The following is a 3,103-nucleotide window of genomic DNA, read 5'->3' on the forward strand; positions in this document are numbered from 1 at the left end:
AAAAGCTGTTCAACATTCAAAAGATGAAAATGCTAATTTATAATAATGTCAAATATTTTTAATTGGTTTAATTTATTAAAAAGATTATTAAAAATATATTATCCATTATATAAAGAAGGCTTTGACACCACATTTAAAATTGCTTTATTTGGTACCATAGGAGCTTTTATAGTATCTTTATGTGTGCTTTATATTAAAGGAATCATAACTCTTAATAAACATACAAAAATGAGTTTAAAAAAACAATATTTCTTTAAAATACTTGATAAAAGCATTAATGTTTATATTTTTATTATTAAAAGTATTCCTATGATGTTGCAAGCAATGTTTTTTCATTTCGGACTCAAAGGAACTGGTTATTTTAAATGGTTAACTCCATTGCAATCTGGTTTATTTGTAATTATTTTTAACTCAGCTGCTTATCTTGCTGAAGTTATGATTAAAAATATGGAATTTTTTGACTCTGGACAAATTGAAGCATCATTATCTTTGGGGATGACACAAACACAAACCTTTAAAAAGGTTGTGTGTCCCCAAGTTGTCCGTAAATCTTTATTAAGAATTTCTAATGAATTTATTGTTAATATCAAAGATAGTAGTGTTTTTGGAGTTATTGGCATAAATGAACTTTATAATGCAGGAAGCACAGTAAACGCATCTGTTGCAAGTGCAAATGCAAAAATATTGGCTTTAATAGTGCCTGTCTTTGTTTATTTAGTTTTGGTGTTATTAGTTTCTTTGTTATTGAAAAAAATAGAAAAAATAAGTGATAGAAAATAAAATTATGTACAAAAACATAATTTTATTTTTCCATTTGTTTATATAATATTAATAGTGAAAGTGTAATTTAAAAAAGTATATAAATATTATTAAATATTTTGCTTTAATACAACAAAGATAAAAAAAGATAAAATATTTAATAATGTAGATATATTTATAAAAAGTTTAATCATAAAAGAGAGGTAAAAAATGTCTTCTAATAAAACAAAGATAAAAAAAATAAATTCATAAAAATTGATTCTGGAGAGAAAAAACCTCCTAAAAGTCCAAATGGTAAATACTCAATAATGGGAGGAAATAAAAAAACATATTCAAAAGGTAAAAGTGAAAGAGCAAATCAAAACGCAGGAACTATAACCATAGGAAGAGATAGCGGATATGTTCATTATCACGAAAAACCTTTTTGGGCATTGAGTAATTGTTTTATTATAAATACAAAAAATATAAAAGATTTAGAATATCAAACTTTATATAAATTATTACAAAAAAATCAAAAAGGCATTGAAAATTTAAAAAACTTAAATAAAAAAAGTAAAAATATTAAAACCAAAGGTTTAGAATTTTTTTTGAACAATATATTAAATGTTTTTTTAAGTAACATTTCTTTGCAAAAATATTTTACAATTAAAAATATTCACGAAGAACATCAAAAACCTGAACCATCTGGCAAATACTTATGGACCCATGGAGGAAAAGGACAAAAAAAGGAATATTGTAATAAATATAATACAGGCTCTTATAGCGTAACAATTACAAGAGGAGGAAAACAAAAAAATATTTGTTATCACAATGAACCTATTTTTGCCACTAATAATTGTTTTGTAATGATGTGTAAAACCGAAACTATATGTAAACATTTATATAACTTTCTAATACAAAAGCAAGAAGAAATTAATAATTTTAGTTGTGTCCTGAATGCAAATCCATATTATATGGGAAGTAAAAATGATCTGCTTTTTTATCTACAAGATTTTCCTTAATATTTGGAAAATTTAGAAAAACAAACCAAAGAACCTAAGACTAAAGAAATAATAGAAAAAACAATCAAACAAATAGATAAAATAAAAAATGAACTTTTAGGACATTTGGAACAAATCAAAAATGTAGACGAATGTTAATTTTAAGTTGTATTTATAATTTATATTAATAAAAAAACCACCCCAAAAGGTGGTTTTAATTTTATATTCTGTAGTCTCATATGGAAATAATTTTAAAATAGTTATAATATTTAATAAAAGACAATATAAAAAGATAAAAGTAGCCTTTTTGGGGCTACTCATTTGTTTATTTGGCTTAAGAAAGATATAGTTAAAAAAATAAAATCAGAAAATAATATGGTGGCTCCGGACAGAATCGAACTGTCGACACGAGGCTCTTCAGGCCACTGCTCTACCGACTGAGCTACAGAGCCTATGGCGGTCCGGACGGGACTTGAACCCGCGATCTCCTGCGTGACAGGCAAGCATGTTAACCACTACACCACCGGACCAATTTTGGTTGCGGGGATAGGATTCGAACCTATGACCTTCGGATTATGAGCCCGACGAGCTACCAAACTGCTCTACCCCGCGATATAATATTTAATTGATGGCGGAGGAAGAGGGATTCGAACCCCCGCGTCCTTTCGGACCTCTCAGTTTTCAAGACTGACCCCTTCAACCGGACTTGGGTATTCCTCCAAAAAAATGGTGGACCCGGTAGGATTCGAACCTACGACCAACCGGTTATGAGCCGGTAGCTCTGACCAGCTGAGCTACAGGTCCATGGTAGCGGCAGAGGGATTCGAACCCTCGACCTCACGGGTATGAACCGTACACTCTCGCCAGCTGAGCTACACCGCCATCATTTTAAGATTAATATATTAATGTTAATGTTTTTATGGTGGAGCTTAGCGGGATCGAACCGCTGACCTTCTGTGTGCAAGACAGATGCTCTTCCAGCTGAGCTAAAGCCCCAAAATGGTACCTGGAGTCGGACTTGAACCGACACGGCTATAAACCATGGGATTTTAAGTCCCACGTGTCTACCGATTCCACCATCCAGGCAAACATATAAACATTTTTTGTATTTTGTATAAAAATAAAAAAAGAAAAAGAAAGATTAATAAAAAGTGGTATCCCGTGAAGGAGTCGAACCTTCGACACCTTGATTAAAAGTCAAGTGCTCTACCAGCTGAGCTAACGGGACAATAAAGTGGTGCCAAAAACAGGAATCGAACCCGTAACCTACTGATTACAAATCAGTTGCTCTACCTATTGAGCTATTTTGGCAATAAAATTATTGTTTTTCTATAAAAAAAGAATAAAAAAGATAGTAATTGTTT

At 30.6% G+C, this 3,103-nt stretch carries 3 protein-coding genes and 10 tRNA genes; 3 read left to right on the plus strand and 10 right to left on the minus strand.

Going from position 1 to position 3,103, the window contains the following annotated elements:
• Positions 1 to 45 precede the first annotated feature (45 nt).
• The 3 genes from OYV_RS03190 to OYV_RS05570 all read left to right on the plus strand — a co-directional run bounded on the left by OYV_RS03190 (position 46) and on the right by OYV_RS05570 (position 1,898).
• Positions 46 to 780 carry an ABC transporter permease subunit gene (locus tag OYV_RS03190; RefSeq protein ID WP_042068252.1) on the plus strand — a complete coding sequence of 245 codons (735 nt, stop codon included), beginning with the start codon at positions 46 to 48 and terminating at the stop codon, positions 778 to 780.
• A 287-nt stretch (positions 781 to 1,067) separates the two neighbouring features.
• A complete protein-coding gene (locus OYV_RS03195) occupies positions 1,068 to 1,760 on the plus strand; it encodes a hypothetical protein (RefSeq protein ID WP_042068253.1) in 693 nt (230 codons plus the stop codon).
• Between the two features lie 3 nt (positions 1,761 to 1,763).
• Positions 1,764 to 1,898 (plus strand): hypothetical protein, encoded by a 135-nt coding sequence (locus tag OYV_RS05570; protein ID WP_269077292.1) that lies wholly within the window; start codon positions 1,764 to 1,766, stop codon positions 1,896 to 1,898.
• A 217-nt stretch (positions 1,899 to 2,115) separates the two neighbouring features.
• On the opposite strand, the gene OYV_RS03200 is transcribed toward OYV_RS05570, so the two are convergent.
• The 10 genes from OYV_RS03200 to OYV_RS03245 form a co-directional block, all read right to left on the minus strand.
• Positions 2,116 to 2,191 (minus strand) — tRNA-Phe (locus tag OYV_RS03200).
• 2 nt (positions 2,192 to 2,193) lie between these two features.
• A tRNA-Asp gene (locus OYV_RS03205) sits at positions 2,194 to 2,269 on the minus strand.
• Positions 2,270 to 2,274: 5 nt separating this feature from the next.
• Positions 2,275 to 2,351: transfer RNA gene (locus OYV_RS03210), tRNA-Met, on the minus strand.
• Between the two features lie 17 nt (positions 2,352 to 2,368).
• Positions 2,369 to 2,459 (minus strand) — tRNA-Ser (locus OYV_RS03215).
• 7 nt (positions 2,460 to 2,466) lie between these two features.
• Positions 2,467 to 2,543 (minus strand) — tRNA-Ile (locus OYV_RS03220).
• A 1-nt stretch (position 2,544) separates the two neighbouring features.
• Positions 2,545 to 2,621: transfer RNA gene (locus OYV_RS03225), tRNA-Met, on the minus strand.
• A 38-nt stretch (positions 2,622 to 2,659) separates the two neighbouring features.
• Positions 2,660 to 2,735: transfer RNA gene (locus OYV_RS03230), tRNA-Ala, on the minus strand.
• A gap of 4 nt (positions 2,736 to 2,739) precedes the next feature.
• Positions 2,740 to 2,825, minus strand: a tRNA-Leu gene (locus OYV_RS03235).
• A 66-nt stretch (positions 2,826 to 2,891) separates the two neighbouring features.
• A tRNA-Lys gene (locus OYV_RS03240) sits at positions 2,892 to 2,967 on the minus strand.
• A 7-nt stretch (positions 2,968 to 2,974) separates the two neighbouring features.
• Positions 2,975 to 3,050, minus strand: a tRNA-Thr gene (locus OYV_RS03245).
• Positions 3,051 to 3,103: the final 53 nt, after the last annotated feature.

The sequence above is a fragment of the 'Chrysanthemum coronarium' phytoplasma genome, from assembly GCF_000744065.1.
GTDB lineage: Bacteria > Bacillota_I > Bacilli_A > Acholeplasmatales > Acholeplasmataceae > Phytoplasma > Phytoplasma asteris.

Bases quoted from the DNA above. Each gene is read 5' to 3' on its own strand.
- OYV_RS03190 (WP_042068252.1), top strand. From the start codon at position 46: ATGTCAAATATTTTTAATTGGTTTAATTTATTAAAAAGATTATTAAAA.
- OYV_RS03195 (WP_042068253.1), top strand. From the start codon at position 1,068: ATGGGAGGAAATAAAAAAACATATTCAAAAGGTAAAAGTGAAAGAGCA.